27 protein-coding genes and 3 pseudogenes are annotated in these 25,541 nt (G+C 67.3%); 14 read left to right on the top strand and 16 right to left on the bottom strand.

Going from position 1 to position 25,541, the window contains the following annotated elements:
- Positions 1 to 494 precede the first annotated feature (494 nt).
- The gene (gene ltrA, locus PZB75_RS30270; protein ID WP_275538482.1) at positions 495 to 2,297 is read left to right on the top strand and encodes a group II intron reverse transcriptase/maturase; all 1,803 of its coding nucleotides are present in this window, start codon (positions 495 to 497) and stop codon (positions 2,295 to 2,297) included.
- A 73-nt stretch (positions 2,298 to 2,370) separates the two neighbouring features.
- Positions 2,371 to 2,817, top strand: a pseudogene (locus PZB75_RS30265) (IS30 family transposase); the annotation flags it as partial.
- A gap of 283 nt (positions 2,818 to 3,100) precedes the next feature.
- Here PZB75_RS30265 and PZB75_RS30260 read toward each other — a convergent pair.
- Both PZB75_RS30260 and PZB75_RS30255 read right to left on the bottom strand, forming a co-directional pair.
- The gene (locus PZB75_RS30260) at positions 3,101 to 4,108 is read right to left on the bottom strand and encodes an IS3 family transposase (protein WP_275533212.1); all 1,008 of its coding nucleotides are present in this window, start codon (positions 4,106 to 4,108) and stop codon (positions 3,101 to 3,103) included.
- Positions 4,109 to 4,128: 20 nt separating this feature from the next.
- The gene (locus PZB75_RS30255) at positions 4,129 to 4,512 is read right to left on the bottom strand and encodes a hypothetical protein (RefSeq protein WP_275533213.1); all 384 of its coding nucleotides are present in this window, start codon (positions 4,510 to 4,512) and stop codon (positions 4,129 to 4,131) included.
- Positions 4,513 to 5,122: 610 nt separating this feature from the next.
- On the opposite strand from PZB75_RS30255, the gene PZB75_RS30250 reads away from it, so the two are divergent.
- The 3 genes from PZB75_RS30250 to PZB75_RS30240 all read left to right on the top strand — a co-directional run bounded on the left by PZB75_RS30250 (position 5,123) and on the right by PZB75_RS30240 (position 6,589).
- Positions 5,123 to 5,461, top strand: a complete 339-nt coding sequence (locus PZB75_RS30250) for a hypothetical protein (protein ID WP_275538481.1) — start codon at positions 5,123 to 5,125, stop codon at positions 5,459 to 5,461.
- Positions 5,462 to 5,522: 61 nt separating this feature from the next.
- On the top strand, positions 5,523 to 6,008 hold the full coding sequence (locus PZB75_RS30245) for a winged helix-turn-helix domain-containing protein (protein WP_275538480.1): 486 nt from the start codon (positions 5,523 to 5,525) through the stop codon (positions 6,006 to 6,008).
- Positions 6,009 to 6,058: 50 nt separating this feature from the next.
- Positions 6,059 to 6,589, top strand: coding sequence for a transposase (locus tag PZB75_RS30240; protein WP_275538921.1), 531 nt, complete (start codon positions 6,059 to 6,061; stop codon positions 6,587 to 6,589).
- Positions 6,590 to 8,658: 2,069 nt separating this feature from the next.
- Here PZB75_RS30240 and PZB75_RS30230 read toward each other — a convergent pair.
- Positions 8,659 to 8,925: a hypothetical protein gene (locus tag PZB75_RS30230; RefSeq protein WP_275538479.1), complete on the bottom strand. Its 267-nt coding sequence runs from the start codon at positions 8,923 to 8,925 to the stop codon at positions 8,659 to 8,661.
- Between the two features lie 233 nt (positions 8,926 to 9,158).
- On the opposite strand from PZB75_RS30230, the gene PZB75_RS30225 reads away from it, so the two are divergent.
- Both PZB75_RS30225 and PZB75_RS30220 read left to right on the top strand, forming a co-directional pair.
- Entirely contained in the window at positions 9,159 to 9,422 is a 264-nt protein-coding gene (locus PZB75_RS30225) for a hypothetical protein (protein WP_275538478.1), read from the top strand.
- Positions 9,386 to 10,027 (top strand): hypothetical protein, encoded by a 642-nt coding sequence (locus tag PZB75_RS30220; RefSeq protein ID WP_275538477.1) that lies wholly within the window; start codon positions 9,386 to 9,388, stop codon positions 10,025 to 10,027. Before PZB75_RS30225 ends, PZB75_RS30220 begins: the two co-directional genes overlap by 37 nt.
- Before the next feature lie 610 nt (positions 10,028 to 10,637).
- On the opposite strand, the gene PZB75_RS30215 is transcribed toward PZB75_RS30220, so the two are convergent.
- From PZB75_RS30215 to PZB75_RS30205, 3 genes are read right to left on the bottom strand one after another with little or no spacing between them, the layout of a single operon-like run.
- Positions 10,638 to 11,186 (bottom strand): hypothetical protein, encoded by a 549-nt coding sequence (locus tag PZB75_RS30215; protein WP_275538476.1) that lies wholly within the window; start codon positions 11,184 to 11,186, stop codon positions 10,638 to 10,640.
- A 15-nt stretch (positions 11,187 to 11,201) separates the two neighbouring features.
- The gene (locus tag PZB75_RS30210; RefSeq protein ID WP_275538475.1) at positions 11,202 to 11,759 is read right to left on the bottom strand and encodes an XRE family transcriptional regulator; all 558 of its coding nucleotides are present in this window, start codon (positions 11,757 to 11,759) and stop codon (positions 11,202 to 11,204) included.
- 2 nt (positions 11,760 to 11,761) lie between these two features.
- Entirely contained in the window at positions 11,762 to 13,879 is a 2,118-nt protein-coding gene (locus tag PZB75_RS30205) for a helix-turn-helix domain-containing protein (RefSeq protein WP_275538474.1), read from the bottom strand.
- Between the two features lie 178 nt (positions 13,880 to 14,057).
- Between PZB75_RS30205 and PZB75_RS30200 the strand changes: the two are divergent.
- The 4 genes and pseudogenes from PZB75_RS30200 to PZB75_RS30185 form a co-directional block, all read left to right on the top strand.
- Positions 14,058 to 14,375, top strand: a pseudogene (locus PZB75_RS30200) (transposase); the annotation flags it as partial.
- 84 nt (positions 14,376 to 14,459) lie between these two features.
- Positions 14,460 to 15,044, top strand: coding sequence for a short chain dehydrogenase (locus PZB75_RS30195; RefSeq protein WP_275538920.1), 585 nt, complete (start codon positions 14,460 to 14,462; stop codon positions 15,042 to 15,044).
- Positions 15,045 to 15,305: 261 nt separating this feature from the next.
- Positions 15,306 to 15,968, top strand: a complete 663-nt coding sequence (locus tag PZB75_RS30190) for a hypothetical protein (protein ID WP_275538473.1) — start codon at positions 15,306 to 15,308, stop codon at positions 15,966 to 15,968.
- Between the two features lie 161 nt (positions 15,969 to 16,129).
- Positions 16,130 to 16,399 (top strand): hypothetical protein, encoded by a 270-nt coding sequence (locus PZB75_RS30185; protein WP_275538472.1) that lies wholly within the window; start codon positions 16,130 to 16,132, stop codon positions 16,397 to 16,399.
- A 54-nt stretch (positions 16,400 to 16,453) separates the two neighbouring features.
- Here PZB75_RS30185 and PZB75_RS30180 read toward each other — a convergent pair whose 3' ends face one another.
- Positions 16,454 to 16,699 carry a hypothetical protein gene (locus tag PZB75_RS30180; protein ID WP_275538471.1) on the bottom strand — a complete coding sequence of 82 codons (246 nt, stop codon included), beginning with the start codon at positions 16,697 to 16,699 and terminating at the stop codon, positions 16,454 to 16,456.
- A gap of 96 nt (positions 16,700 to 16,795) precedes the next feature.
- Here PZB75_RS30180 and PZB75_RS30175 point away from each other — a divergent pair, with 96 nt between their 5' ends.
- Both PZB75_RS30175 and PZB75_RS30170 read left to right on the top strand, forming a co-directional pair.
- The gene (locus PZB75_RS30175; protein ID WP_275538470.1) at positions 16,796 to 17,152 is read left to right on the top strand and encodes a hypothetical protein; all 357 of its coding nucleotides are present in this window, start codon (positions 16,796 to 16,798) and stop codon (positions 17,150 to 17,152) included.
- 5 nt (positions 17,153 to 17,157) lie between these two features.
- Positions 17,158 to 17,538 (top strand): DUF6233 domain-containing protein, encoded by a 381-nt coding sequence (locus tag PZB75_RS30170; protein ID WP_275538469.1) that lies wholly within the window; start codon positions 17,158 to 17,160, stop codon positions 17,536 to 17,538.
- A gap of 22 nt (positions 17,539 to 17,560) precedes the next feature.
- Here the strand turns inward: PZB75_RS30170 and PZB75_RS30165 are convergent, their stop codons facing one another.
- The 7 genes from PZB75_RS30165 to PZB75_RS30135 all read right to left on the bottom strand — a co-directional run bounded on the left by PZB75_RS30165 (position 17,561) and on the right by PZB75_RS30135 (position 20,517).
- The gene (locus tag PZB75_RS30165) at positions 17,561 to 18,034 is read right to left on the bottom strand and encodes a hypothetical protein (protein ID WP_275538468.1); all 474 of its coding nucleotides are present in this window, start codon (positions 18,032 to 18,034) and stop codon (positions 17,561 to 17,563) included.
- Positions 18,035 to 18,051: 17 nt separating this feature from the next.
- The gene (locus PZB75_RS30160) at positions 18,052 to 18,306 is read right to left on the bottom strand and encodes a hypothetical protein (protein WP_275538467.1); all 255 of its coding nucleotides are present in this window, start codon (positions 18,304 to 18,306) and stop codon (positions 18,052 to 18,054) included.
- 5 nt (positions 18,307 to 18,311) lie between these two features.
- A complete protein-coding gene (locus tag PZB75_RS30155; protein WP_275538466.1) occupies positions 18,312 to 18,635 on the bottom strand; it encodes a DUF6247 family protein in 324 nt (107 codons plus the stop codon).
- 149 nt (positions 18,636 to 18,784) lie between these two features.
- Positions 18,785 to 18,943 carry a hypothetical protein gene (locus tag PZB75_RS30150; protein WP_275538465.1) on the bottom strand — a complete coding sequence of 53 codons (159 nt, stop codon included), beginning with the start codon at positions 18,941 to 18,943 and terminating at the stop codon, positions 18,785 to 18,787.
- 133 nt (positions 18,944 to 19,076) lie between these two features.
- Positions 19,077 to 19,751 (bottom strand): hypothetical protein, encoded by a 675-nt coding sequence (locus tag PZB75_RS30145; protein WP_275538464.1) that lies wholly within the window; start codon positions 19,749 to 19,751, stop codon positions 19,077 to 19,079.
- On the bottom strand, positions 19,751 to 20,338 hold the full coding sequence (locus PZB75_RS30140) for an RNA polymerase sigma factor (protein WP_275538463.1): 588 nt from the start codon (positions 20,336 to 20,338) through the stop codon (positions 19,751 to 19,753). The genes PZB75_RS30145 and PZB75_RS30140 overlap by 1 nt, the downstream gene beginning before the upstream one ends.
- Positions 20,335 to 20,517 carry a hypothetical protein gene (locus PZB75_RS30135; protein WP_275538462.1) on the bottom strand — a complete coding sequence of 61 codons (183 nt, stop codon included), beginning with the start codon at positions 20,515 to 20,517 and terminating at the stop codon, positions 20,335 to 20,337. Before PZB75_RS30135 ends, PZB75_RS30140 begins: the two co-directional genes overlap by 4 nt.
- 384 nt (positions 20,518 to 20,901) lie before the next feature.
- On the opposite strand from PZB75_RS30135, the gene PZB75_RS30130 reads away from it, so the two are divergent.
- A complete protein-coding gene (locus tag PZB75_RS30130; protein ID WP_275538461.1) occupies positions 20,902 to 21,060 on the top strand; it encodes a hypothetical protein in 159 nt (52 codons plus the stop codon).
- Positions 21,061 to 21,270: 210 nt separating this feature from the next.
- Here PZB75_RS30130 and PZB75_RS30125 read toward each other — a convergent pair.
- A pseudogene (locus tag PZB75_RS30125) lies at positions 21,271 to 21,363 on the bottom strand (IS5/IS1182 family transposase); the annotation flags it as partial.
- A 694-nt stretch (positions 21,364 to 22,057) separates the two neighbouring features.
- Positions 22,058 to 25,372 carry an RHS repeat-associated core domain-containing protein gene (locus tag PZB75_RS30120; RefSeq protein WP_275538460.1) on the bottom strand — a complete coding sequence of 1,105 codons (3,315 nt, stop codon included), beginning with the start codon at positions 25,370 to 25,372 and terminating at the stop codon, positions 22,058 to 22,060.
- Positions 25,373 to 25,541 lie beyond the last annotated feature (169 nt).

The following is a 25,541-nucleotide window of genomic DNA, read 5'->3' as shown; positions in this document are numbered from 1 at the left end:
TTACCGGCAAGGGGAAGACCGGACGGGTGAAGTGCTTGAACTCCCGATGATGCCTCGTGATCCCAATCCCCGCCGATGGAATGTGTGAGTAGGGTGCATGGCTAGCCGTTGAGAAGCGGCAGGCGCTGGCCGGTAGAGGTCACTCCGGCCAGGTGGACACCGCCGCCTCGGGGTAAAGGGAGCACCCACCCCGGTCGTATCTCATTCGTGTGGAACGTGGAAACCCCGTTGGGGTCCGGGCCGCTTTCGCTCGGACGGCTGACCGTAAGGAAGGCTCAACTCCCCAGCGGGAACAGGACGGCCCAAGAAGCCAACGCCGGAAGCCGAAAGGAAACGGGAAACCGGGGCAGACGATCGGACTCTCCGCCGGTCGCCCCACATAACCGTCCGGATACGGGTACTGCCCGGGCCCGAAAGGGTGCTGACGTGGGCCGGGTGAGCCTGTGCAGAATCGCTGGATAAAGACGACGGAACCGAGGGATAAGTTGGACACCATGCTGATAGCGGACGGGGCGGCTTCGGTCCTTCCGGCTGCATCTGTGCCGGTGAACGGACCCGAGGGCGAAGACTTGGACTGGGCGTCGATTGACTGGCGGCGGGTCGAGGAGGACGTACGGCGTCTGCGGCAGAGAATCTTCACGGCATCGCAGGCAGGGGACCTGAAGAAGGTCCGCAATTTGCAGAAGCTGATGCTCCGGTCCCGTGCGAACACGCTCTTGAGCGTGCGACGGGTCACGGAGATCAACGCTGGACGCGCGACGGCGGGAGTCGACGGAAAAGTCGTGTTGCTTTCCCAGTCCAAGGCCGAATTGGCCAAATGGGTCCAGCATCGCGCCCGACTGTGGATTCCCAAGCCCGTCAAGAGGGTGTTCATCCCCAAACCGGGGACTACGAAGAAGCGCGGCCTCGGAATTCCCGTGATCGTTGACCGGTGCCTGCAAGCTGTGGCACTTGGTGCACTGGAACCCGAGTGGGAGGCACGGTTCGAGCCGAAGTCGTACGGCTTCCGGCCCGGCCGCGGCTGTCACGACGCGATCGGTGCCATCTACTCCACGCTCAATGGGAAGAACCCGCAGCGTGTATGGGTGCTCGACGCAGACCTGAAGGCGGCGTTCGACCGCATCGACCACGCCCGGCTGATGGCCGCTCTCGGCACCTTCCCCGCCCGGGGACTGGTCCGTCAGTGGCTGAAGGCCGGGGTCGTGGATCGAGGCCGGTTCGCCCCGACAGAGGAGGGAACTCCGCAAGGAGGGGTGATTAGCCCGTTGCTCTTCAACGTGGCCCTGCACGGAATGGAGGAAGCCGCAGGGGTCCGCTATTACACCACCGGCAGAGATGCCGGGAGTGCACAGAGCGGCAGCCCCGTGCTGGTGAGATACGCAGATGATTTTGTCGCAATGTGCACCAGCCGTGAACAGGCCGAGCAGGTCAAGGAACGGCTGGCCGCATGGCTGACGCCCAGGGGACTCGCCTTCCACGAGGACAAGACACGCATCGTCCACGCGGAGAGCGGATTCGACTTCCTGGGGTTCAACGTCCGCCGCTATCACGGCAAACTGCTGATCAAACCGAGCGCAGCGGCTCAGAGACGGATACGGGAACGGCTCAGTACCGAAATGGTGGCCCTGCGAGGAGCTAACGCCGGTGCGGTACTCAAGAAGATCAACCCGATCACGCGGGGTTGGTCGGCCTATTACCGGACGGTGGTGTCCAGCGAGATTTTCACGGCGCTGGACAATCACATGTGGAAGCTCGCTTACAAGTGGGCCAAGCACAGTCACCCGAACAAGCCGAAGCACTGGATATCTGACAAGTACTTCGGCCGGTTCAACAGGTCCAGGAACGACCGGTGGGTGTTCGGTGACCGCGACAGCGGTGCCTACCTGATCAAGTTCTCCTGGACGAAGATTGTCCGGCACCAGTTGGTCAAGGGGAAGGCGTCCCCGGACGACCCAGCCCTGGAGTCATATTGGGCTCAGCGGCGACGCAAGGGAATTTCTCTACCAGTCGACGCCATGACCGTGCGTCTTCTACAGGCACAGCACGGCCGTTGCTCGATCTGCGGAGGGCTCCTACTGCACGCCGACCATCCGCCACAAAGCCCAGAAGAATGGGAAGCGTGGCGGGTTGTCATCCGGAAGGCGATCTCCAAGCAATACATGGCCTTCCCGGACGGGAGCACGCCGGACGGTCAACGACTCCGTCTACTCCACACCCATTGTCAGCGGCGGAATGGAGCCGCTGCGACAACGAGTCCAGTACTTTTGCCTGCCAGCGAGCCTCTGGGGCTTGCTTGAGCCGTGTGCGGTGAATAGCTGCTTGCACGGTTCTGAGGGGGCGGGGACGCAGTAATGCGTCCCCGCTACCCGACTGATCATCGGCAAGGACAACCGGTCCGCCATCGGCACTCTCGTTGACCGCACGACGCGCTACGTCAAGCTCGTTCACCTCCCCGGCGGTCGCGGCGCCGAGCATGTCCGAGACGCCCTCGTCCGCACCTTCACGGACCTCCCTCCCTCGCTCGCACGCTCGCTGACATGGGACCAGGGCAGCGAGATGGGCCGTCACGATGAGTTCACCCGCGCCACGAACATCCCGGTCTTCTTCTGCGACCCCGGCAGCCCCTGGCAGCGGCCGACGAACGAGAACACGAACGGTCTTCTCCGCCAGTACTTCCCGAAGGGCACCGACCTGTCCGTCCACTCAGCGGCCGACCTCGCGGCCGTCGCACTTGAACTCAATGACCGCCCTCGCAAGACCCTCGGCTGGCAGACTCCGGCCCACCACTTCAGTAGGCTCATCGCAACAGTCGAGTGACCAGGTGTTGCGACGGTTGCTGGAATCCGCCCGGATTGTTATGGCCCCACCCTCGATCGGGTGACGTTTCGTGAGTGTCCTGGGACGGAGGTGGCCAGGTGTAGATAGCGGTCAGTGGAGGTCGGTAGCGTGTGTTCCACGGAGCCCGCCCGGCTGCTTCCCCTGACAGGAATGCGGACGGGCAGGCGCCTTGTTGGCGCTTGCTTGTGGGTAAGAGGCTCGCAGGAGTGTCGGTGGAAAGGGCTGCGCGGAAGATTTCAAGTCCAGTGAGACGGTCGTGATGCTATGAGGTTTGTGGTGCGGGTTCCCTGCGCTTGGCTGGGTCGTTGATCCATGCCTGCTGGGGTATCCGGGGTGGTCGGGGGCGGCGGCCGAAGCGTTCGGGGTGGCGGATGTATGCGTCGGCGAGGGTGACGGCCCGCTGGTCGCGGACCTCCTCGGCGGTGCCGAAGTGCACGCTGGCCGGTGTGTGCCAGCCGATGCCCGAGTGCCGGTGTTCGTGGTTGTAGTACGCGATGAATGCCTCGAACCACTCGCGGGCATGGGCCAGCGAGTCGAATCGTTCGGGGTAGTCGGACATGTACTTCGTGGTCTTGAAGTGTGCCTCGCTGTAGGGGTTGTCGTTGGAGGTCTTCGGCCGCGAGTGCGACCGGGTGACGCCGAGGTCGACCAGCAGCTGCGAGACCCTCTTGGAGGTCATCGAGGTGCCGCGGTCGGCGTGCACGGTCTGGGGCACGATGCCGTTGCGGATGATGGTCTCGCGGATCAACTCCTCGGCCCGCACCGCTGATTCGGCCCGCTCAACGGTGTGGCCGACGATGTAGCGGCTGAAGATGTCGATGATGACGTAGGCGTGATACCAGGTGCCCTTGACCGGTCCGGCCGCCTTGGTGATGTCCCAGGTGAACACCTGCGAGGGTCCGGTTGCGACCAGCTCGGGCACTGCTTTGGCGGGATGAGCGGCCTGCCGTCGGCGCTCACCGGACTGACCCTGCTCGCGCAGGATCCGGTACATCGTCGAGACGGAGCAGTAATAGCGGCCGGCGTCCAACTCGCGGGCCCAGATCTGGGCGGGCGCCAGTTCGGCGTACTCGTCGCTGTTCATCAGTTCCAGGACGGCAGAGCGCTCCTGGTCCGTCAGGGCCGAGGGCTGCACCTGCGCGTGGGAGCGGGGTGCGCGGACTGTCGGGGGCTTGAGGCTGCGATAGTGCGTGGCACGTGAGCGACCGGTCAGCCGACACGCGGCCGTGATGCCCAGCTGAACCTCGACGCCGGTGAACGCCTCGTCCACGACAGGGACTGCGGCAGGCTTCAGTCCGCGCTCTCGGAGATCATTTCCAAGAGCGCGGAAGCTTTTCCCATCACCTCGAGTGCGGCCCTGTTCCGGGCCAGGTCCTTCTCCAGCCGTGCCACCTGCTGCCGCAGTTTCTCGTTCTCCACCTCCGCGGCGGACTTCTTCCCACGGGCCGGGCTCGTGCGGCGGTCGACCAGGTTCTCCAGGGCCCGGGCGTCCCGGGCGGCCCGCCATTCCTTGACGTGCGAGTGGTAGAGCCGTTCCCGGCGCAGGACCGCGCCCTTCTCGTTCCTGGGCGCCGCGTCGTACTCAGCGACGATCCGCAGCTTGTACTCCGAGGTGAAAGTGCGGCGCTTCGGCCTCGGTGCCGGGTCGGACCCGACCGGTTCAGTGCTGGTCATAAGGGGCGATTCTCCTGTCCTACCCTCTCAGGCTAACCCGACAGAGCGGGATGTCTCACCCAAGGCTGGCAGAGAGGGGCGGCCGGTCAGATCGTCTCTGCGCCCTGGTTTCTGAGTTCATCGCCGGTCTTTTTGGCGGGGCCGGCCGAACGGTAGCGACCCATGCTCTACCAGGAGATCAGAACGGCTTCAAGGGGCGCCATGCCGTAAAGCATGAGGGAGACCTTGCCGAACCTGATGATGAGGAAGACCAGCCCCGCGAGGGCGTGGACCAAAAGCGATCGCCTGATGACGTGGCCGCATACGATCGCCAGTTGGTATGCCAGTCAACGACCCGGCCCTGGATGCCACCCGTAGCCGCCTCAGACACCACACCCGCCAAGGCTTCCGCGCCCAGCTCGTACGAGATATCTACCAGAAACGGACTTAACGCCCTCTGGGGGCAATTGGTGCCCTTACATACCTGACGTGCCATCGGCTACTATCCGCAGTTCAGACGCCAGTTCGGCCGCGGAGATGTTGCGTTATGAGACCCACGAGAACCGTCATAGCTTCCTTCGCCTGCGCCGCAGCTTTGCTCAGCGTAAGCGCGAGCCCTGCATCCGCTGCCGTGCCACAGAACTACTACGTCGGGAACGCAGGCTCCACCGGCGGCTATTCGCAAGGCACCGTGACCTTCCACAACCGAACAGTGCAATTGTCCGGCACGGTGAAGTCGAACACCACCGGATGCGTGAAGGTTCGGATCCAAGCGAATGTCTCATCATTCGCCCACACGGAGGAGCGCACCGCCTGCGGGCGGGGAACCGGTTCAAGCAAGGACTTCGGCTACACGCTTCCGAGTTATGTTGGCGGCTACACCCTGGTTTCCATTGAGCTTACCGAGGTTACTGCATCGGGTGCCTATATCACCATCTTGGACTCCACGGTCCGTTACCCCGGTTACTGAGGCTGAACTCGTGGTGTCGTAAGGGGTGACGGCTGGCCGGTGGCTGCGGTATCACGGAGGTATGCGGTATCCACAAGGGGGCGGGCTGACCGCCGAACGACAGCAGTTCCGCGAAGAGTTACGGCTCCAGGCGGCCGAGCGGTTCGCCTTGGGCGAGGGTAGTAGCGTGATCGCCAGAGATCTGCGGGTCAGTGTCCGCTCGGTCCAGCGATGGCGTCACGCGTGGGCCGAGGACGGCCCGCGATCCCTGCGGTCGCAGGGGCCGGCGCCACTGCCCAGGCTGAGCGAGAAGCAGTTCGCTCAGCTGGAGGCGGAGCTGGCCAAGGGGCCGGCCGCGCATGGCTGGGGGGACCAGCGCTGGACGCTGGCCCGGGTCAAGACGGTGATCGGCCGGCGCTTCCACCTGACGTACACGATCCAGGGCGTGCGGAAGCTGCTGGTGCGCAACGGCTGGTCCTGCCAGGTACCGGCCCGCAGAGCGATGGAGCGGGACGATGATGCGGTCGCGGGGTGGGTCAAGGAGGTGTGGCCCCGCGCGGAAGGTTAGCGGCGGCCCGTGGGGCCTGGCTGGTCTTCGAGGACGAAGCCGGCTTCTCCATGACGCCGCCGCACGCAAAGACCTGGTCACCACGCGGCCGGACCCCGGTGGTGCGGGTCCGGGGCCGTTCCCGCCGCCGGATATCCATAGCAGCGCTGACCTGCTACAAACCCGGCCACCGGTCGAGGCTGATCTACCGGCCCCGCCGCGACGACGGCAACCGTGACGGGCGCAAGAGCTTCTCCTGGCGCGACTACCGCGACCTGCTGAACGCCGCCCACCAACAGCTCGACGGCCCCATCGTCCTCATCTGGGACAACCTCAACGTCCACAAAGCAGCCGGCCTGAGAGAGTTCGCCGAAACCCGCGACTGGCTGACCATCCACTACCTGCCGCCCTACGCACCCGACCTCAACCCCGTCGAAGGCATCTGGTCGCTCCTACGACGCGGATGGCTCTCGAACGTCGCCTTCAGCACCCCGGAACACCTCGTCCAGACCGTCCGGCGCGGCCTGCGGCACATCCAGTACCGCAGCCATCTCATAGACGGCTGTCTCACCGAGACCGGCCTGACCATCCGACCCGCCTGACCAGCAGCACGACATCCCCAGTTCAACCTCAGTAGCTAGGTCCTGGGGTGCGGGCCAGGCCAGCGCCTGGGCAGGCAGGTCCGGGATGAAGGTGCGCACAGCCTTGGCGCTTTCGGCTACACCGGAATTCATGAGGTGGGTCATCGCCGTGGCGGTGTTTCCGACTTTCATATGTAGCCGGGCCAGGAGCTGTTCGGCCTCGCACTGGTGTCCCCAACTGCCCATGGCGACGGCACGCCGGCGGTACTGCAACAGGTGTTGGCGGGCGTCGTGGAACTTCTCTCGTACCAGTTCGAACATGGCCGATGCCCGGGTGTCCTGGAGGGCGGGCAGAACGCTGTCACGGCTGGCCTGGCGCAGGACCTGCTCGAAGCCGTGGGCGCTGAAGATCTTCTCGGGGTCCTTCAGGGCCTGTGGAGTGCGACTAAGGACCAGGCGCTGGGCAGCAAGCCATTCCCCTGCGTCCTGGTGGGTGCGGGCCGCCAGTGCAAGCTCGACCGCGTCGTAGTAGCCGTCGACGGCGCCGTGCATGTCCCCGGTGGTAGCCAGGAAGCGGGCGCGGCGGGCAGCGAGCAAACCACGGATGGGAATTGGGTAGGTATGCCGGGCGGCGCGGTGCAGCTCGCGCCAGGCATCGCCGGTGGGGTCGGCGTCGGCCAGGCACGCCTGCAAACGGGCGGTGTCCAGGTCGCTGGTGCCGCTGGTCTCGGTGATCGCAGTGAAGCGTTGTGCCCGCTGGGTGACGAGCTCAGTCCGGCGCTCTGCCAGGGCGTGTTCGGCGAACAGGGTGGCTGCCCGGAGCACGCTGGGGTCGTCGTCCAGTTGGGCGTCGAAGTGCGCGGCGACGTCGTCGAGGGTGACGTGGTGCTCGAATTCGAACTCGGCCAGGCTTCCCAGGGTGTTCACCGTGCGGATCAGCGCATCGTCCGCCTCCACGTGCTTCTCCGCAAGGCGGATCAGAGTGGCGCGGGCTTCGAAGGCACGGTCCTCGACCAGATCGCGGGCCATCCGGGCCAGGTCCACACGCACGGCCGCGTCGCTATCACCGGCTGCATGCAGGGCCGAGGCCTGCCGGGCGCGCAGCGTCCGGGCGTAGGGGCGGTACAGGGTCTGTTCCAGCTGCTCGGCGATCCGCCCGTATGCGGTGGCGGCCGTCGCGGGATGTTCCTGCCGGGCCTGGTCTGCGGCGGCGAGGTCCCCGTCCAGCCCGAGATGGGCGACCGGGCCCCGCAGCAGGGCCTGCGCATCGGGCCCCTCGTTCGCCTCTGCAGGCGAGAGCGCAGGAGCCGGGGGTGCTGGGCAGAACAGCTGGGTGGTGGCGGCTCCGAAGAACGCGGTCACGATGTCCGGGTGCGGGCGCAGCAGGTCCGACAGTTGCTTGCGGTTCCACAACTCGATCTGGAGGTCCGAGTATGTGGCGCGTAGCTCGAACAGCTTCTCGCTGATCTCCGTGCGGTTCGCGTCATGGGTGGTGACCACGACCAGTCGGCGGGCCCCGAAGGGCCGCTTACCCCGCGCGTAGCGGTCCACCGCGTGCTCGAGGTCGACCTGGGTAAACTTCTTCAGACGTTTGGCCTGGAAGACCGCCGCGTTCTGGCCTGTCACACCGACCACGTCGATGCCGTGCTGGTTTTGTCCTCGCTCCCCGTAAAGCCAGGTCTCCTCCCAGCCTTCCACCCGTCGTGCCAGCCACGCCACCAAGTGCTCAACGTTCTCCCACTGGAGATCTCCCGTGTTGAGCAGCAGCGGTGCTGACACCGTAAGCGGCAGGGCCGTCGCTGACGGAGCCGCCAGCAGTTCGTGGTCCCCCTCCATCCTGCGGATCAGCTCGTCGTGGCCAACCTCCTTGTCGCTCATGACAGGGACCCTACGGCTCGCCACTGACAATCAGCCGCCCGCCGTGATCGCGGGCGAGCCACAGGAATGCTGCAGCAGGGGCTGTGCCGTACGCCAGCGGGCACGGACCCTCGTATCTCGCGCTGTCGGATCGGCCCCTTTGACCAGCGCATAACCAAAGGTGTTGCGGCAGGTGGGGCCCCGAAGATAGTTCTTCTTACATGGTGATGCGATCACGGCGCCTGGAAGATCTGCTCGGAGCGCGGCTGGACGACTTGAGTTACCACGACATCGAGAGCCTGGTAGGTAATCCTGAGGCGGCCGAAGCGGAGGATCTCGACTATAAGCGGGATCACTACGAGTCCAGCGACAAAGGCAAAGAGGAGCTGGCTAAGGACGTTGCCGCTCTGGCCAACCACCGAGGAGGCGTCCTGATCCTCGGCATGGCGGAGGCCAAGGGGGTGCCGAGCCTGGCTTGTGGCGTCGACCTCGATGACCACCACTTGAGGCGTATGCGTCAGGTGATCGCGAACAATACGGCCCCGCCGGTCCCTTACGAACCGATGCTTGTGCCGAAGCCCGACGCTGCTGGCACTGGTTTCCTCCTCCTGGCCGTTCCTCGCAGCCCGCAGGCTCCGCATGCCGTGACAGCCGCTCCGACGAAAGCTTCGAGAGACGTTCTGCGCTACCCCGGCGGGGCGGGAGCCAGACGGAGTGGCTCACCGAAACAGTGGTGGCCACCGCGTACCGGGCCCGGTACACAGCAGCAGCCGCGCGCGATGAGCGACTGGCCGATGTGGAAAGCGACATCGTCATGGCCGTCGTGGAGCGCACCACTCCGCACCTCATCGTTGCTCTGGTTCCTGAGATTCCGGGCGAGATGATCGTCAACGCAAGCACCTTCGAGCGATACCGGGTGGAACTCCTGGGCGCGGACTTGTACCTCGGGCAGGGGCACGCGTGTTCGGCTATGCCACGGTTGGAGCGCGTCGGCTGATCGCTCAGGAGAGCAGAGGGGACCATGGTGCGCGGGCGGAACTACATCGTGACGGCAGCGCAGCGATCGTTCTCCCCCTGTACACGCACCAATCGAAGATCCGAGGCGATGACGTCGATCTGCAGTTCGTCGAATTGGGGGAGGTCGTCTACCAGCTGCTGTGCGCGCTGCCGTTCCTGGCTGGACATGCCCGTGACCGGGCTGCGGCCAGCGGGACAGCCATGGTCAGGGCTGTGCTGGTGAATGACATCGGTTCCCATCCCGATGTCTCCATGCACACGGCCGCGGAGTACCGCGATCCGTTGCCCATGACCGTTGACCGCCTGCATAGCGGTGTCGGGCGACGCCTGGAAACCAGCACGCAGCCGTGCGAGTACGCCTACTCCGAAGCCACCGTGCTGCTTGATGACGTAGCAGACCACGACAGTGGCCTACTCCAGGCCACCGCTGTACTGGCCGACGAACTCCTTCACGCCTACGGCATCCCGGAAACGGGGCTGATCACCACGGACGGGCAACTGCGCACCGCCGGCTTCACTGAGCGCAACAGAGGCGCCCTCACAGCCTGGGCGAGGGAGCATAACCTCATTGATGGTGCAGCATGACGGCCCCTCGGCGGGCCTGGAGCTGCGAACCTCACGTTACCGGCTGTCGCCCCAGCCGTTACGGCCATGCGCAGCAGTCTGCGCAGCCCCTAGAGAGCCACCGCGCTTAAGGGCAGTGGACATTACGACGGCCCCAACTGCGTCGCGTCGTCACGGCGAGCCAGGTACAAGCAACGCCTGCCATCCAGGCTCGATGACCTGACGGTGCCCAGTCACGGGATGGTGGAGCTGCCCCCGCACATCGCGTGGTCCGGACTGCGCACCCTCGAACTGGACCTGCCTCGCCAGCGCATGAGCCTGTACAGAACAGTGCTCGGCGAAGGAACGCTTGCGGGCCTATGGCGCTTCCTCAACCGGGACATCCTGCTCGAGCTACGGCCGGTGCTCCGCAAGCTCATCAGCATGACTATCACAGACATCTGGGAGGACGCGTCCCCGACCTGCAACCGTGATCACCTTCCAGCACGCTCCCCCGGCACCGCCATAATAGGCGTTCTCACCGCAACTGCGGCAGTCTCAACCAACTTGCAGGACCGCAGGTGCAACAGCCCGAGCAAGGTCCAGAGCCCGTCGCAATCCATTTGCGGCACCTCAGGTCAACGGCATGCGGTCACCGCAACAACGGTGCGACCTCACACTGCTTCTCCCAGGTCGCCGCGACGTAGTTGAGGAGTCCGGCCACGGAGCGGTCGGCGTCACTGGGGTTGCTGATGAGGACCAGGTCGGCGGCGGCCGCGACGCCGGCGGCCGGGGTCGACTCCTTTCCGGCGCCGGGGTCGACGGTGCGGTCGTAGGCCAGGGCCAGCTGGTAGCGGATGCCGCCCCGGCTCTGGACGGTGATGGTGTCCTCGCGGGGGTCGTCGGCGCTGGCGACCACGAAGCCCGGGTGGTTGAGGATCGCGGCGGCGACGGCCTCGGTCAGTACCGGCTCGGGCAGGAGGTCGTCTTCGGTGGGTTCGGCGTCCTTCAGGGTCAGGACGTAGCCGACCCCGGCCGGGGTGGTGAAGGTGACGGTGTCCCCGCCGGCCTCGCCGTCGGCGCCGAGGAAGTGCGGGCTGTTGCGCAGCGCGTCGGCGATGCGCTCGGGGTCGTGGTCGGCGTCGATCAGCGGGCTCTTGTCGAGGTCGATGAGGTCGATGGGAGAGAATTCAGTGGTCATACTTTCCGCTCCTATTCAGTAGTCCAGGTCGAGGTAATCAATGTCGTTGATTTCCACGTCCGACAGTCCCATAGCGCGACCGCCGCCGTCCTGGAAATACACTTCTTTGAACCCTTCGGCGATGATTTCACGCATCTGCTGGTCGCTGGCCCCCGTGTCGCGGGCGTCGAAGAGGCGCTGCGCGTACGCGGCGGGGAGCTTCACGGTGAGTCGCCGGAACCGGCCGTCGTCGGTCGATCCGGCGGACGACGTGTAGCCGAACCGGGCCCGGGTCTCCACCGTGATCCCACCGGATGCGGCGGCCTGCTTCTGCCGGCGCTTACGCACCATGGGCTGCCACCGCTGCCGTACGGCGTCGTCGATCTTCGAGGCGACGTCGGCCCGGGCGTGCTTACGCGCCCCGCGCCGGTACCTGTTGACGGAGTCGGCTGTCACCCCGAGCTCCTGGGCGACGGCCTTGGCGCTGCCCATCTGCCGGAGCAGGTACCCGATCTGACCCTTGAGCGTCTTCGGCGGCTCCTTGGTGAACGCTTCCCGGTCGGCCCGCTCGATAGCGTCCTCGATCTCCCCCACGGTCACTTCCCTTCGTCCAGGACGGCGTCGTGGCCGTCACCCTTGATGTGGCGGGCCGGGTTGAAGCCCTTCTCCATCAGGTCGACCGCCCACGCCATCTCCTGGACGCCCTCCAGCTTCGCCAGGCCCGGCGTGGGGCCGAGACGGAAGGCTCCGGGCTGCGGCTTCCCGGACGCCGCGTACGGCAGGAAGTCGAGCGGGCTGGCGCTGGGGGCCGGGTAGACCACGCAGTCCGACAGCACGGCCAGCGGGTACATGCCGGTCATCTTCGCCATGTTCGCCAGCTTGCGGTGCATGTTGACGCGGGCCTTGCTGATGACGGCGGCCCGGATGTCGGGGCGCCAGGTCGGGCGCATCATGGCCGGCCACGGCTCGCCGTCCTTGTGGCCCTTGCCCTGCGGGTTCTCGAACAGTTTCCCGATGCCGCCCTTGATGGTGCCCTTGATCGCGGCGAGCACGGCCGTCAGCACCGGGTCGACCTGCTTGTGCTCCTCCATCGCCGCGAGGAACTGGGCGTCGGTGAGGTCCTTGGTGACTCCCATGTCGGCGAGAGTGTCGACGTAGGCGGCCTTGAGCCGGTCGTGCCACGGGTCCAGGTACGCCCCGGTCTCGCGGCGCAGGTACGCCTCCAGCGGTTCGACGTTGCAGCCGAGCTCCTGGGCGTAGGCGACGGTGTGCGTCTGGTACCAGGCCGGTCCCGTCGGGCGCTCGCCGGTCGGCGTGAAGGGCGAGGGAAGGCGCGGGTCGACCTCCACGTGGGACAGGTCGACCAGCCAGGACCCGGGGATTTTCGGATTGAACTTCGGGGCCACGAAGTGGTCGGGTTCGGACAGGCCCACCGTCAACCGGGCGGCGGCGGCAAGGAACGCGGTGTTGAGGTCCAGGCCCACGGCGAAGGGCAGCAGGCACTCCTCATAGGTGAGCTTGTCCACCGACCGCACCCACTGGTACGCCTCCTCCTTGAGGAAGCCGCCCTTCCAGCCGATGCTGTGGACGGCGGGGTGCTCGATCTGGCCCTCCGGCGGGGCCGGGTCCATCGGCTGCGTGCCCAGCGAACCCGGGTTGTGGCCGGACACCCAGTTACCGGTCTCCTCGTCGCGCACCGGCCGGGTCGGCGGGCGCAGCGCGGTCATCAGCTCCAGGCCCGAGACGGCGGTGCTGCCGCGCGGGGTGGCCACCCTCTGGGCGTAGATGCCGAGGACCTGGGCGATGGCGGCCGGCTCCATGTCCGTCACGCCGGGCCAGGAGCGCTCATCCAGGGCGTCCCAGGGCAGGATCGCGAGCTGCACGCACTGGCGCTGGGCGCCGGTGGCCTTGCGGTAGATACGGGCCCACGGGCCGAACCCGCGCTGGGTGAGCTGCCACTTGGCCTTGATGACCTGTTTGACGACCGGGTGGTTCTCCTCCAGGCGCAGCCCGCGGCGGTCCTCCAGGCGCTCGGGCAGCCCGAGCTTCACTGCGGCCGCCGTGGTCAGGACGATCAGCGGGTCGGCGTCCTTGCCGTTGCGGTGCAGCTTCGGCGCACCGAGGCCGGCCTCACGCAGCGTCCACTCCACCAGCTCCACCACCGTGGTCGCCGGGCAGTCCAGCACGATGCCGTCGACGCCGTACGCGGAACCGTCGCCGTCCAGCACGGCGAGCGGACCGTTGGGGAAGCGCGGGTCCACCGCGGGCTTCGCCGCCTTCTTCGCGGCCGGGCGGCGCGACGACGTCGCCGGACGGGCGGCCGGGCGCTCCGGTGCGACCGGGGCGGCGGGGGCCTGAACCGGTGCGGTGGTTTCCGGCTCGGGTACCTCGGGCACGGCCGGGCCGGTGAACGTCTCCGGGACCGGAGCGGACCGCGGCGCGGCCACGGGGGCGGAGGCGGTGTGCGCGGGGTACTTCGCGGCCCAGCCGTTCAGCAGCCGCTGGTACGCCGATAGCCGCGGCTCCTTGGGCTCGCTCCTGCCGTTCTCGTAGTTCTTGACCGTCTGCACGGTGGACTTCAGCGCGGTCGCGAGACGGGCCTGGGTGATGCCGGCGGCCTCCCGCAGCCGGGCGCGCTCCGCCGGGTGCGGGAGCTGCGGCTCCTCCTCCAGCAACGCGTCGATGTTCGCGAACAGTTCTTCCTCGGATGCCATGGGTGGATCTCCTTCCGTGCACCCACCCTAGCACCATTTACCCTAACTTTTAGCCCGTTATTTAACCCATCCGGATTTATTTGCGGGTGGGGAATTGACGGCTTCCTGGCGACCTCTCTGTCCAGTGCCATCGGACCTTGAGCGGATGCCCCGGATGATGACGCGAAGAGACTGCGGGCTGAAGGATGTCCTGGCGCGCTGCCCCGAACTGGACACGACCGCTGGGCACGTCCGCAACTTCGGCGAGATACTCAGCAACCGTCTGGGTGCCACGCTCCCTGCCTGGATCAACTCGGTCGACGCCAGCCAACTACCTGGCCTCACCGGCTTCGCAGTCCACCTGCTACGGGACCTCGACGCCGTGACAGCGGGGCTCACCCTGGACTGGAGCTCCGGCAGCATCGAGGGAGCCGTCAACCGCATCAAGAAGATCAAGAGACAGCTCTACGGGCGAGCCGGATTCGAACTACTCCGCAAGCTGATCCTGCTTCAGTAGGCGTCCGAAACCGCTCGCCCGGGTCTGTGGCAGTGCGGAGAAAGTCGTCGCTCGTGTGTTACCGACCCTGACATGATCGGTGACATGAAGGTACTTGTGATCGGAGCGACAGGCACGATCGGCAGCGCTGTCGCCAGCGCGTTAGAGGCTTCTCATCAGGTGGTCAAGGGGTCCCGCAGGGGGCCGGTGAAGGTGGACATGGAAGACCCGTCTTCCTTGGACGCACTCTTCGACGAGGTGCCGGATCTCGACGCTGTGGTGTGCTGCGCCGCCAGCGGCCCGCTGGTGGACCTGGAGTCAGCGGCGGATGAAGAGATCGTGACTGGAGTACAGGGCAAGCTGCTGGGGCAGGTCGCGCTGGTGCAACGAGCTGTGCACCGTCTGCGCGATGGCGGCTCCATCACTCTGACCGGGGGCACCTTCTCCACCCCGCTGGCCGGCGGTTCGCTGGGGGCTCTCGTCAACACCGGCCTGGAAGGCTTCGTCCGCAACGCGGCCAGCGAGCTGCCGCGAAGGCTTCGCATCAATCTCATCAGCCCTGGGTGGATCAAGGAAACCCTGGAAAGCATGGGCGCAGACGGGAGCGAGGGAACTCCTGTCTCCGAGGTGGCCCGGGCGTATGTGACAACGCTGGAAGGCACCGCGCAAGGCCAGACCATACGTCCGTAACCGTCAGGAGAGGCTGGCCCGTCGCGATCGAGGACGACGGGCCGGCGACCTGAGTACGGATAGCCGAACCCCTGCCTCAGTCCGGGCTCGGGCACTGTCGAGACAACTGCGGTGACGTTCCGCAACCGCTCCCCAAGATCTGTGCCAGAACCGAGTTGTGAAGTCAGTTCGTCATGACTTCGGGAGGCACCTGGTGAACTTCTGGGGCGATGTTCACGAGAACGGACAGCACCGGGGATCGCTGCGCGACATAGTGCGGGAGTGACCGCTACATCGAACCGCTTGGACCTGCCCGCACGTCGTCGCCGCCACGCACGACTGATCGCCGCCCTGACCACGCTGATCGGAGCCTGCGCCGAAGCGGCTGGCGCGGTGTACCAGCCCATCGCCGCCGCCTCGCCCGGCACGGAGAACGTCGAGGTGAATGTCTTGCCGTGCGTCCAGGTCAGCCTCACCGCCGCTGCCCTGCTGGACAGGGCCCGTGCCGAGGACGACGCCCGGTGGCCGGCCGTCATGGCGTGGGAGCGGGCGCAGGCCCAACGGACGTATGCGGCACGGTGTGCCGTGGCGCAGGCCCAGGAGTTCATGGAACAAAGCGACCTGTCCGGTCAGAACGGCGTACCGCTGCCGACGGTAGAGCAGGCCGCCGCGATGGACCTGGTGAGCGCCGGCACCGAGGTCACAGCCCGCTGGCGGACCGATCCGGAGGAGGCGGTCGCTCTCGTGCACGAGCTGGCGGCTGGGGGCGAGCTCGCCGTAGACGAGATCCTCGACGAGGCGGTCGACGCCGCGGCGGTGACCGGTCTGCTGGCACTACAGAAGGCGCGCACCGCCCCGGACCCGAGCACGGCGGCGGAGCTCTGTCTGAGTGCCGTCTCCCACATCGCGCTCGCGGTCACCCTGGCCTCAGCGGACTTGGACTGATCGCGATCGGCGCTCCCCAGCGCTGTCCATTCTCGTGAACATTCAGCTCGGCCAACGGAAGACCAGCCCGCCCACAGCGCACGGAGAGCTCAGGCCACTGACGCCTTGAGGCCAGGCCGATGGTGAAGCGCGCACGGCGGACCGTACGGAAGGATGACCGGGTGACCTCACCCTCTCGTGACCGCTCCGCCCTCGGCCGCGGCGTCCGCACCCTGATCCCCGCCGCCCCCGCCACCGCCTCACCCGGCGAAGCCGCGACCGCCGCACTCGCCTCACTGCGCACCGTGCCGGTCCAGGCCGGTGTCCTCCAGGCCGCGGCCGTCCTCCTCGACACGCTCACCCAAGACGAGGACCAGGGCCTGCGCGAGGCCGCCGCCTCCACCCGCGATCACCTGCTGACCGCACTCGGCGCCGACCCGCACACGCCCTAAACGGCCGGGCCTTCCAGCCGGACGATCGCTTCCCGCATGAGGGCACGCCCCTCCTCAGGCGCGGCCGGCCAGGCACACCACCGCGTCCAGCCCTCCCCAGGACCCCCTCAGCGCCAGATCCCCGGACGCCGCGCACACCGGACACTCCACCAGCTCGCTCACCGTCGCGGTGTCCGGCTCCCCCGCCGAAAAGACCGTCGAGTCCTCCAGCATCCGCCCGGCCAGCGCTTCGGCCCGGCGGTCGGGCCGGGTGATCCTGATGCGGTCCGTACGGATCCCGTAAACCAGCTCTGCGCTCACTCGGGGCCCCTAGAAGCAGATGTGATGCAGGCACGCTACGCGCACGGCAACACAGCCCGCACTCGAACAAATATTCCATTCACGTACGCTTCACGTGTGCCTTCGTATGACTTCCCCCAGGACCTGCGCGACGCCCAGCTCGCCCTGCACCAGACCCGCGCCGCCTGCGAGCAGTACGCCCGCACCCTCCCGTGGTCGGCGGAGCCGATGCCCGGGTGGGAGAGCGACAAGCAGCTGCACAGCGGATACCGGTCGGCCAAGCCCGACAGCCCCGGCTACACCGACGAGCAGCGCGAGCAGATGGCCCAGCTCCGGTCCGAGCTGCTGGAGCTGAGCATCGCCGTGACCACCCACCCGTACTGGAAGGGGCTGTCGGGCCCCGATGCCGTGGCGGCGCGGATGGCGCTCAAGCACGCCCACGAACAGCCCACCGCCGCCGACACGGCGCTCTGAAACCCGTGTCCGATCCCGCCGCCGTCTCACGCCTGGACAAACTCCGCGCCCTGGAGGAGTGGCTGAGCTGGCAGCTCACCCACACCCGGAACAAGATCCGCGAAGCAGAAGTCCAGGAACGGCAGGAGCAGCGGGCCCGGGAGCGGGCGCGGGCTGAGCAGGTGTGGAAGATCCAGCCGATGCGGACCCGGTCGACCGCACTGCTGCACCGGGGCGGGTGTTCGCTGTATCCGAATGAGTTCGGGTACAGCAGCCGCGAGGAAGCGATCATTGCGCTGGCGGAGCCCAACATCGGGCTGTGTGAGGTGTGCCCCCGCAGACCGGGCCGGGATAGGTCCGTACGCGCTGCTCTCCGGGGCGAAGTGCTCGCCGGAGGCAGCGACTGACCGCCGCCGACGGGGCCTGGAGCTACTGGGCCGTGCGCAGCAGTCCCTTGCGGTAGAGGTTGGTAGCGATGAGGACGATGTCCGGGCGGGCTGTGCCCGGGCTGATGCCCAGGCGGCGTGCGTTCGTAGTGGCGGCGTGGTCCAGGCCGCCGGTCGTGGCGACGGACTGGAAGATGGCGAGGCACTCATGGTTGAACAGCACGGTGGCCCTGGTACGGGTGTCGCCGATGACCGCCCGGCCGTACTCCTGGTCCCACCGCACGTACCCGGGCACAGCCAGAGGGCCCGCCGGGAGGCCGGGGGCGAGGTGGTCGACGGCCTCGTCCGGATGCTCGGTGTGCCAGGAGAACAGAAGGCCTTCGTAGTCCCCGTGAAGATCTTCGTCGACGGCTTGGGCCCAGGAGCAGTCCGGGCAGTGCACGGCCGGCTGCCCGCGGAAGCCGCCAGCGAGGCGGGCGGGGCGGTGGGCCGAGAAGATGCCGTCGGGGTCGCTCACGATCTGAACGGTACGGGTTACAGGGTGTACCAGTCGAGATCGGTGATCAGGACTTCCGGCTCTTCCAGAGGACGGACGCTGTAGCGGATCCAGCCGTCGCCGAAGCTGAGCACACGGTCGTACGGGTCTTCGATGCCGCGCAGCGGCCGGCCTTTGCCGTAGGGGTCGGCCGCGATGCTCTGGATCTCGGTCCAGTACCGCTGGAGCACGTCGGGGGACAGTGCGTGCAGAGCACTCTGCGCGGTCGTGGTGAAGCGGGGGGTCGATGCCACAGGCGTCAGCGTAGACCGCTGAACGCGGCCTCGACGGAGATCACGTCAGTCTCCCCGCCGGCCTGCCAGCGGCGGCTGTCCTGGTCGGCCTGAACGGCCCGGGGCGAGACCAGCGCGCACACGATGGCCCAGTACTCAGCGGTGATCTTCTCCAGGCGGGCGGTGAGAGCGGCCAGATCGAGGTCGGCACGTGCCTGGTCGAGCGCGGCGTCCCACTCCGCCTGAAAGCCGGCAGCACGGGCCGCGGGGAGTGCCGCACGGACCGACGCGGGGTCGCGGGGGATCACGGCACTGCGGCGCGGCAGGGGTTCGGTGGGCTGAGCGCTCATAGCGGTGATCTCCTGGCGGGTGGAGAGCGGGACCTGCCAGGGACGCGGAACCCTTTGGTTGGCGCTGCGCCCCAGGTGGGTTCCAGCGTACGCGGAAATCCCAGCTGGTATCAGGCTTCGTTGAGGCTCTGGGTTGTCCGTTACCGGTTTCAGAGCCAGAGTCCGAAGAGGGTGGCGGCCAGGGTCCCGGCGCCGTAGCAGACGCCGCGCATGAAGTGGGTGGCCGCAGGACGGCTCTGTGCGAAGGCCCACCGGCGGAGCTGGGTGATGCGGTCCGCTCTTTTGGGCAGTGGGTGGTTTGTGCTCATGGGAGTCCTTGGAATCACGGAGTGCTGAACGGGTGCTGCGGTTGGCCGTCGCACGAGTGAGGGAACGCAGCGGGACGGGGCGGGTACGGCGCTTCCCGGTGAGGGGAAGCGCCGGTCGTCCGGTGTGTTCGTGTCAGTGCTGGGCGAGTGCTCGGGGCAGGTGTTTCTCGGCCACGAAGTGCTTCACCAGGTCCAGGCTGACGGGTCCGGTGTGGGAGGGCTGCCAGTTCGGGGGTACGGCGGACAGACGGAGCCGTCCTGGGAGGTGTCTGTCTGCGGTGTAGCCGAGGAAGCGGGAGTAGGCGCACCACACGCGGGCGGCGGGGAGGGGGCCGGCGCCCGCGTAATAGAGGGCGAGGACGTGTGCGGAGAGGGGGTCGTCGGCGCCGGCGGCGAAGCGCCACCAGTACAGGGCGCTGCCCCTCCGGCCGAGGATGTAGAGGAGGCAAGCGAACGCGCAGGCACCTGCGGCGTCGTAGTCGTGGTCGAAGGCGGCCATGAGTGTGGTGATGCCGTCGGCGAGCAGGACGGTTTCACACAGGCGGCGGACGTGGTCGAGGGAGGCTGCTGGCCGGTCGGCGGGATCGGATCCTGTGAAGGGTGCGGATCGGCGGCGGATGCCTCGCCGGATCGCGGGCCGGGTGGAGCGGTGCGGCGAAGGATCGGCGGGGCCGATCTGGACTCGCTGCGGCCGTGTGGGTGTCTGGTCGATCCGTGCGAAGAGGCGTTGCATGAAGTCGTCGGTGTCGTGGGTGCTGAGCATGTCGTGAAGCACCTGCGCTTCGGCGCGCAGGGTTTCTTCGAGCATCAGGAATCTCCTCTCTTCCCCGGTTCGGGGAGATCCATGAGAGCGTGCAGGGCTTTGAGACCGAGGTAGATATTGGCTTTGGCTGCGCCGGGACTGATGTTGAGGTACTCGGCGATCTCGGCGGAGTTCTTTTCTTCCAGGTAGCGCAGCCGGACGCATTCGGCTTGCTTGGGGGCGCGTTCCTCCAGGGCGGCCCGGGCCTGGTCGAGCCGGTCGTATCCACGCAGTTCCAGCAGATCGTCGGCTGAAGGTGTGCGAGGCAGTCCGGAGTTGGGGAGCGGGATCTCGCGGCCCGCCAGGCGGGCTCGGCGGCGGTAGTAGTCGATGGTGGCGGCGCGGACCATCGACAGTGCGAGGGCGAGTGGGTTGGCATGGGCCTCGATGACGGTCCATTTGGCGTACATGTTCACGGCGGCGTTCTGGACGGCCTCGTCGGCGTCGTAGAGGTTGCGCAGGCGGCCCATGGCCAGGCGCATGAACTCGGGCATGTGACGTTCGACGAATTCCTGGTAGGTGATCTGCTTCCGGGAACGCTCCGGGAGCTCTCCCGGAACGGCGAGCTCATGGCTCTCGTGGGGGCCGCTCACTGGGCCCCCTCGGGCGACGGAGCGGTGACCCGGTGCGGCGCGGTGCGCGCGTTGTTACGGAACGGCGCGCGAGCCTGCGAGGCGGTGCGGACGGCGAACACAGAGGTTCCGCGGCCTGCGGCGGTCAACCGGTAGGCGCCGGGGTGTACCAGCGTGTACCAGGCCCTGAAAAGCCTCACGGACTCCTCCTCTTCTTTCAGATGGAACCCGGCGCGCTTCGTTGCGCTCCCGGGGTACGTGTTGCACCCCCTACACCGATCGGAAGGCCCTCCAGAGTTAAGCGGGGGACGCACGTTCCCTCATGCTGAGTGATCGGGCGACTACCAATCGGCATCTGACCTGCGATTATCTGACAATCTGTGACGCGTCTCACGCGCACTGTGTGCATAAACTCACCGAGTGATGGATCGATCGCTCTCCGCATTCAGTCGGGATGGCCGGAATCACCCAGGCATGCGGGCGTGCGGGCGCCCGAGGACGCGGCGGACGGCCCGGAGCAATTCCCACCACAGGGGCACGCCAGAGCCGGGCTTCATCAGCAGCCCTCTGGGCAGATTCTCCGCATGCCTAGCTCCCGCAGCGCTCCTGACCGCCCTGTCTTCCTGTCCTCTGGCTTGGCCTGGAACGCCGACGCCCAGCTGGTCGGCGAGGTACTCCAAACTGTGGGTTCGGCCGCCGCGCGGACCCTGGACGACACCCCCGCTACCTACGGCCGGCCCTGAACTGGCAGATAGCCGCCGAGATGGTCGGCGACTGCATCACCACTGACCACCGTGCCAAGCACGTACGAATGCCTCTCCTGCCCGCCCATGTCCTGGAGGCGGTGTGGGCCTGCCAGCGCGGCACTCGTCCAGCACGAACCTTTTCGTCCGAGCCGCATCCATTGCCTCGGCCGGAGTCGGTGCGAAAGCGGCCAGGACTTCAAATCCCGAACCGGCGGCAAGCCGGGTGTAGGTGCCGCCGCACCTCGGGTAGGCCAGTGCGAGCAGGGCCTGGCGGCCGACGGGCAGTCGTCGCCACCGCGTACCGATTTTCCGCTGCCGAACTGCGAGCTGCCCGGATCAAGCTGTGGGACACCCGCTCCACCGCCACCCCCTGCAGGGCTACCGGGTACTGGCCACGACCTTCTGCCGAAACCGAACTCACCGGCACCGACAGACCGGGTCAGACCATCCGCATCGTCCTCGACGACGGCCTCCCTCAGGAACCGACGGCTGACATCCCGCACACCGAGAAACGGTTGTGGCCGTCCGGGGCGCTCCGGACGGCCACAACCGGCGGGCCAGACGTAAACCGCCTGTCTCGTGACCGGGCGAAGGGCATGAGTTCTACGTCGGGCGAACGGGACGAAGCGCTGGGGAGATACTCCGTTCTCCGGCGAGTTCGCACAGTCTTTCGGCCGCCGCCGCCGACGGCACGGGTGTGCCCCAGGGGGCCTGGGTTCGCCTGCGCCGTCGACGGGGTTCCTGCCGGGCCAGGTCCGGAGGCTCAAGAAGCAGCCGACGCCCTCTGTCCAGGCCCGGCCTGTTGCAGCTTCCGGTCGGTGCTCCGGTGGGCGGCGCTGCGCTCTACGCTTGCGCCGGTACGAGTCCAAGACTCCTGCGGATTCACCGCCGCCTTCCTATGAGAACGACGGCGAGTCCACCGATCACCGCTCCCACGACAAGGCCGACAATCCAAATAGGGTCCATTTCGAACTCCGTTCGATGCGATGCGATGTCAGCCGAATATCTCTGACCAGGTGTAGTCAACGGCGCCTGTCACCAGACCGCCCGCGCCACCCGTGGCGGCACCGATTCCGCAACCGGCCGCGGCACCCGGACCCGTCCAGATGGACCCGAGAGCGCCAGCCGCGCAGCCTCCGACTCCACCGGCTACACCTGTGCCGATGGTCTTGCTGGCGAACTTGCCCCAGTCCCACAGCCCGGTGGGGTCGGTGTGGTTGATGGGGTCGCCGGTGGCGTAGAGGTAGGTGTTGGTTTCTTGCCCTGAGGGGTCGGGTTGGGTGAAGCGGGTGAGGTTGGGGTCGTAGTAGCGGGCGCCCATTTTGTAGAGGCCGGTGGGGTCGTTGTAGGCGCCGGCGTAGCGGTAGGGCTGGGGGGTGGTTTCGGTGGGTGTGGTGCGGGGGGTGCCGGTGGGGGCGTAGGCGTAGGTGTGGGTGCGGGTGCCGGTGTGGTCGACGGCGCCGAGGATGTTGCCGGTGGCGTCGGTGAGGTAGTAGTGGCTGTTCCCGCTGCGGGTCATGGAGTTGAGGGTGCCCCCGGGTTCGCGGACGAATCCCGTGTCGGTGGCGCCGGTGGTGGTGGACGCGAGGCCGAGCTGGGTCTGGTGGAACCAGGTGTCACCGAGCTTGGTGCGTTCGTCGTTGGTGGTCCCGGCGTGCCTGAGGTCGTAGGTGGTGTTGGTGTTGGTGGTGATGCTGGTGAGCTGGTTGTGGTCCGACCATGATTCGCCGGTGCGGGTGCTTCCGCCGACGGGTGCGGCGGCGGTCTCGTTGCCTGCGGCGTCGTAGGACCAGCCGGTGGTGGAGCCGGACTTGGAGATCAGTTCGGAGGCGTTGTCGTAGGCGTAGGTGGGTGTGGTGGGACACGAAGCCGCTGTTGTGTCCTGGTGGGTGAGGTTGCCTGCGGTGTCGAAGCAGTAGAGCCAGGACGCGGTGCGGGAACCGGAGGCGGTGTTGGTCTCCTTGGCGTTGGTCAGGCGTCCTGCGCTGTTGTAGGTGTAGGCGGTCTTCAGGCCGGTGCTGTGATCGGTGCGGGTGTAGATCTTCGTGCCGGGGTCGCCTGATGCCTGGGTGTAGGTGTAGGCGAGGTCGATCAGCTTGGTGGTGGTGTTGGTGGTCTTGACGGCGGTGGGTTTGCCGTCGTTGTCGAGGGTGACTTTCTGTACTGTGCCGCCGGGGTAATTGGTGTGTGTGCGCTTGTCGTTGTTGTTGTAGGTGTAGGTGGTGGTGCGGCCGGACGGGTCCTTCAGCGAGGTGAGGCGTCCCGCGCTGTCATAGGTGTAGTGGGTGGTGCCCATGGGGTCGGTGTAGGTGTCGAGGTCACCGGCCGCTGTGTAGGCGAGGGTCGCTTCGGAGTCGTCCTGCAGGGAGCGGAAGATCTCGCGGGAGAGGGTGTCGTAGGCGTAGTCGGTCTCGCCGGTGGCGTCCTTGCGCCAGGTTTGGTTGCCGTCGTCGTCGTAGGTGTAGCGGACGGTCTGGTTGGTGGAGGAGACGGTGGTGATGCGGTCGCGGTGGTCGTAGGTGTAGACGGTCTGGATGCCGCGGCCGTCCTTGACGACGTCGGGGCGGCCCGCGTAGTCGTAGGTGATCGTGGTCCCGCCCTGCGGGGTGGGCGGGGTGATGGTGGTCAGGTTGCCCTTGACGTCGTAGGTGAACGAGGTCTTCTTGCCGCGGGCGTCGGTGACCGAGCACTTCTGGCCCTTGAACCCGCCGCAGGTGGGGGTGGCCGGGTTGTAGTCGGTGTTCGTCGTCCCGCCGCCGGTGCCCGTGACGGCGACGGACGTGGTGTTGCCGACCGCGTCGTAGGCGTAGTTCGTCTTGCTGTTGTCCGGGGTGTCGAGCGTGCCGGGGACGTCCATGCCCGCCTTGGTCAGCCACCCGGTCATCTGCGCGGTGGCGCCGCTGGGCAGGGCGGCGGACGTCGGGTTGTTGCGGGTGTCCCACCCGTAGGTGGTGGTGTTGCCCGCCGCCGACCCGGAACCCATCGCGTCGACGGCCGTGGTGGCCAGATGGGCCTGGTAGGTGGTGGAGCGGGAGTGGGTGAGGGGGTCGGTGACCTTGGTGACCTCGCCGTCCGCGTTGTGTACGTACGTCGTGGCGTCGCCCTCGGGGTCGGTGACCGTGGTGGTCCCCGCTGCGGTGGCTGTGGCGGCGGTATAGGCGTAGGTCCAGGTGGGGCCGGTGCTGCCGCCCTCGGTGGAGGCCCGGAGCATGGAGGTGACCCGGTTGGCGCTGTCGTAGGTGAAGCGGGTGACCCGGTTCATCTGGGTGGTGACCGTCTCGACGCGGCCGGAGGAGTCGTAGCCGTAGGTGACGGTCGCCGCGTTGGTGTCGGTGACCTTGTGCAGGCGGTCCTGGGCGTCGAGGTGGTAGGAGACCTGGCGTCCGGTGTGGTCGGTGGCGTGCCACCAGCCCCCGCCGTCGTTCGTGACGTCCACCCATCGCCCCGACCGGGACTCGGTGACCTTGAACCCGGCCCCCGCACCGTGCGAAACCACCGTGATCACACCGTCGTTGCGGTCGGTGACCTTCGACAGCACACCGGAAGCGGTGTAGGTGTCCTTCGATCCGGACTTGCGGTCGGACAGGGTGTACGTACCGTCACTGTTCCTCACCAGATCACGCGAGTAGCCGTCCGGGGTGGTGAACGTACCATCACTCTTCTTCACGAACGACACCGTCGCCCCGCCGGCGTCGTACCACAGGACCCCACTCGCCAACGAGGTCTCCAGACGGCGCTCGAAGGTGAACCAGGAACGCTGCGCCATCTGACCGGCCGGTGCGTCCAGCGAGTTGTAGGTACGGGCCAGTTGCAGCTTCTGACCCACCCCGGCGATGTCGAAGTCGGTGCCCGCGAGCATCAGGTTGCCCGTCGAGTAGTCCACCCGCGCCACCAACGCGTCCGTCAGACGTGTGTCGGCGATCCGGTGCCAGGGCACATCTCCCTGCCCCTTCGGGACCCCGGCCAGTGTCTGTACGGGGTCCGGCTCAACGGGCGACGCCGAAGGCACGGGCGCGGCCTTGTTCTGCTTGCGGGCCAGGGCCTCGGCCGCGGCCGCGTCACGGGCCCGGTCGGTGCGCTCCCACTCGGCCCGGAGCCACGCCGCCCGCTCCCCCGACGCCTCGCCCGCGGGCTCCGGGGCCGGGGCCCGGTTCACCCCCACCTGGACCTGCGGCCGCTCCAGTTTCTGCTCCTTGTTCCCCCACACCGACACCGGGGCCGCCGGCCGGCCGGCCGCGACGGCGGGCAGCGCCGTCACCCCGAGCGCCAGCACCACGGCCGTCGCCGTCAACGTATGCCGTGCGGTCATGCGGGCACGCCGAGACGGCATGCCGAAGGCACGTAAAACCATCAACTTCCCCCCACAGGAAGACGATCCCGGCGACCCCAGTGGTCACCGAGCGCCCACAACCTCACACAGCCCCCACACAAAGTCCCGGGCTCTTCCCTCGAACCCGCCCTGTATACGCCCTGGAATC

Origin of the sequence: Streptomyces sp. AM 4-1-1, from assembly GCF_029167625.1 — a bacterium.
In the GTDB taxonomy this organism is placed as follows: domain Bacteria; phylum Actinomycetota; class Actinomycetes; order Streptomycetales; family Streptomycetaceae; genus Streptomyces.
This window is presented reverse-complemented; position numbering and strand designations above follow the sequence as displayed.

Coding starts and splice junctions, on each gene's coding strand:
- ltrA (WP_275538482.1), top strand. CDS start 495: ATGCTGATAGCGGACGGGGCGGCTTCGGTCCTTCCGGCTGCATCTGTG.
- PZB75_RS30255 (WP_275533213.1), bottom strand. CDS start 4,512: ATGACCAGCACTGAACCGGTCGGGTCCGACCCGGCACCGAGGCCGAAG.
- PZB75_RS30245 (WP_275538480.1), top strand. CDS start 5,523: ATGCGGTATCCACAAGGGGGCGGGCTGACCGCCGAACGACAGCAGTTC.
- PZB75_RS30240 (WP_275538921.1), top strand. CDS start 6,059: ATGACGCCGCCGCACGCAAAGACCTGGTCACCACGCGGCCGGACCCCG.
- PZB75_RS30215 (WP_275538476.1), bottom strand. CDS start 11,186: ATGACCACTGAATTCTCTCCCATCGACCTCATCGACCTCGACAAGAGC.
- PZB75_RS30205 (WP_275538474.1), bottom strand. CDS start 13,879: ATGGCATCCGAGGAAGAACTGTTCGCGAACATCGACGCGTTGCTGGAG.
- PZB75_RS30195 (WP_275538920.1), top strand. CDS start 14,460: ATGAAGGTACTTGTGATCGGAGCGACAGGCACGATCGGCAGCGCTGTC.
- PZB75_RS30155 (WP_275538466.1), bottom strand. CDS start 18,635: ATGAGCGCTCAGCCCACCGAACCCCTGCCGCGCCGCAGTGCCGTGATC.
- PZB75_RS30150 (WP_275538465.1), bottom strand. CDS start 18,943: ATGAGCACAAACCACCCACTGCCCAAAAGAGCGGACCGCATCACCCAG.
- PZB75_RS30145 (WP_275538464.1), bottom strand. CDS start 19,751: ATGCTCGAAGAAACCCTGCGCGCCGAAGCGCAGGTGCTTCACGACATG.
- PZB75_RS30130 (WP_275538461.1), top strand. CDS start 20,902: ATGCCTAGCTCCCGCAGCGCTCCTGACCGCCCTGTCTTCCTGTCCTCT.
- PZB75_RS30120 (WP_275538460.1), bottom strand. CDS start 25,372: ATGACCGCACGGCATACGTTGACGGCGACGGCCGTGGTGCTGGCGCTC.